Genomic DNA, 2,898 nt, shown 5'->3' on the forward strand with positions numbered 1-2,898 from the left:
ACCCGGAAGCTAAGCCCTCCAGCGCCGATGGTACTGCACTCGGGAGGGTGTGGGAGAGTAGGACACCGCCGGACAACCTTTCAGTTGAGGCCAACCCCGAACAGGGGTTGGCCTCAACTGCATTCCACACCAACTCCCCCCAGAACTGCTCCCCGCCATCCATTTCCCCCCGGAACTGCTCCCCGCCATCGGTGGGAGAACCCCCGCCACCTAAGGCGGAAACTCAAGCCGCCCCGGACGCGGAAAGGTCACGCCCCCGGAACCCCTCGCCTCCGGAACCCCCTCGCCCCGGCCCAAGGACCCCAAGCATGAGCGCTGATGGGCTGAGCGCTGATGGGATGAGGGCTGGTGGGCGGAAGAAGCGGCCATCCCTACACGGGATACCCCTACCTCCCCGACATGGGCGGTAGGCAGCCAGACACAAAGCGGTGCCCAACCCCAGCCCAACACGGAATACCCCCACATCCCCAATACAGGCGGCACCGTCCCAGACATAGACCACACCCGCCCCCGACCCAGAACGGGATACCCCACATCCCCGACCTCGGAGTAATCAACAACCGCTGAAGCAACCGACCATGACACGCCACGACAGCGCCAAGCGCCAAGCCAAGCTGACCCAACCACTACCACCCATCAGCAGGCAGCCCCGCACGGCTACCACCGGCCGGCGATATCACGATGACCCTGACCGCCCCAGTACCGGCGCGGTCAACTCGACCCCGTGGACAGGGACCGCTTGGGTGGCAACGTTGCGGTAATGCTCGGCTGGGAAAGCGCAACGTCGCCGACATGGCACGGTCAGCGCAAGGGCCCCGAGGGAGACAGGGGCGGCGAGGGCAACCGGGGGTCGAGGAGGCGGAGGGCGTCCTGGTGGCGAGCGGGGAGCTGGGCGAACGGCGAACTGGGCCAGCGGCGAACGGGGCCAGGGGCGAGCGGGGAGCTGGGCCAGGGGCGAGCTGGGCGAGGGGAGGCCCGGCAGCGGTCAGTCCCGGGTCTGGATGCCTTCGCGGAGTTGGCGGAAGAGGCTGGCCGAGTCGTCGACGGAACGGTTGGCGAACATGCCCATCGCCACGCTGCCGTGGTCGGCCCAGCCGCAGATCGCGAAGTCGCCACCGTCACCGCTGGTCCGACCACACTTCATCACGCCGCCGTACTTCCCGGCGGGCACCGTACGGAGGTCGGTCACCTTGCCGGTCTCGTCGGCCATCAACCGGAACAGGCTGTCCAGGTCGCGTTCCGGCTGCCAGAGCAGCGTGGTGCCACCGAAGAACAGCACCGTCCGCTTCTCGTCGGCGGGGTCGCGGTAGACCGTACCGATGCTGCGGTCCAGGTCGATGTCGGCGGCGAATCCGGCGCGCAGGTAGTCGGCGGTGCTGCGGGCCCGGTCGGAGTCGTCGCGGGTGAGACCGGCGAGGTGGCCGGGCGGGTCCAGCCGGACGTCCTTCTGCTGGGCGATGCGCCAGCCCGCGGTGCCGAGCGCGGCGGCGCCGACGAGGCCGACCACGAGCGCGACGGTGAGCGCGATCCGCCGGCGTCGGGACACCGGGCCCCGCCCCTGCGGGCTCTGCTCCGGGTCGTGGGTGCTCAACCGGATCGGTTCGTCGGTCAGCTCGACCGGTTCGGGACCCTCGATGAGCTGACGCTCGGTGAGATGTGCGTCGGACATGTTCGCCACCGTACGCGAATGACCGGTGGCGCACGTCGGGTCCGCCGAAGCGCTCCGTAGACTTTCACAGGTGACCGAGAGACTGGATGCCCGACGCCCCGACGCCCCGACCCTTGCCGGCCAGTACCAGCCCGGCGAGGTAGAGCAGCGACGGTACGAGCAGTGGGTAGCCGCCGGCCACTTCCGGGCGTCGGCGCAGAGTGACAAGCCCCCGTTCACCATCGTGATCCCCCCGCCGAACGTCACCGGTGTGCTGCACATGGGCCACGCCCTGGACCACACCGTCCAGGACTCGCTGGTGCGCCGTAAGCGGATGCAGGGGTACGAGGCGCTCTGGCTGCCCGGCACGGACCACGCCGGCATCGCCACCCAGAACGTGGTGGAGCGGCAGCTCGCGGGTGAGGGGCTGTCCCGGCACGACCTCGGTCGGGACAAGTTCGTCGAGCGGGTCTGGCAGTGGAAGGCCGAGTCCGGCGGGGCGATCCTCGGCCAGATGCGCCGGCTCGGCGACTCGGTCGACTGGGACCGGGAACGCTTCACCATGGACGAGGGCCTGTCCCGGGCCGTGCAGACCATGTTCAAGAAGCTCTACGACGAGGGTCTGATCTACCGGGCCAACCGGATCATCAACTGGTGCCCGCGCTGCCTGACCGCCCTGTCGGACATCGAGGTGGAGCACACCGACGACGAGGGTGAGCTGGTCTCGATCCGGTACAGCGACGACGTGGTGGTCGCCACCACCCGGGCCGAGACCATGCTCGGGGACACCGCCGTGGCCGTGCACCCCGACGACGAGCGGTACCGGCACCTGGTCGGCACCGAGGTCGAGGTGCCGTTGACCGGCCGGCGTATCCCGATCGTCGCCGACGAGCACGTCGATCCGGCGTTCGGCACCGGCATGGTCAAGGTCACCCCGGCGCACGACCCCAACGACTTCGAGATCGGCCAGCGGCACGACCTGCCCGCTCTGACGATCATGGACGAGCGGGGCGTCATCACCGCGCCCGGTCCGTTCCAGGGCCTGGACCGGTACGAGGCCCGCCCGGCGATCGTGGCGGCGCTGCGCGAGCAGGGCCGGGTCGTGGCCGAGAAGCGGCCGTACGTGCACGCGGTGGGGCACTGCTCGCGGTGTCGTACCACGGTCGAGCCGCGGCTGTCGTTGCAGTGGTTCGTCAACACCACCCCGCTGGCGAAGGCGGCCGGCGACGCGGTGCGCGACGGCCGGGTGA

The 2,898-nt window shown here is 69.8% G+C and carries 2 protein-coding genes; one reads left to right on the forward strand and one right to left on the reverse strand.

Annotated elements, in window-relative coordinates; translation table 11 throughout:
* Positions 1–985: 985 nt before the first annotated feature.
* A complete protein-coding gene (locus tag ACOJTC_RS30545) occupies positions 986–1,669 on the reverse strand; it encodes a hypothetical protein (RefSeq protein ID WP_420119477.1) in 684 nt (227 codons plus the stop codon).
* Between the two features lie 70 nt (positions 1,670–1,739).
* On the opposite strand from ACOJTC_RS30545, the gene ACOJTC_RS30550 reads away from it, so the two are divergent.
* Positions 1,740–2,898, forward strand: a 1,159-nt coding sequence (locus ACOJTC_RS30550; RefSeq protein WP_420119478.1) for a class I tRNA ligase family protein, incomplete at its 3' end; no start/stop codon positions are given.

Source organism: Micromonospora sp. (genome assembly GCF_048594385.1).
Taxonomy (GTDB): Bacteria; Actinomycetota; Actinomycetes; order Mycobacteriales; family Micromonosporaceae; genus Micromonospora; species Micromonospora wenchangensis.

Excerpts from the sequence above, each read along its gene's own strand:
- ACOJTC_RS30545 (WP_420119477.1), bottom strand. The coding sequence starts at position 1,669 with ATGTCCGACGCACATCTCACCGAGCGTCAGCTCATCGAGGGTCCCGAA.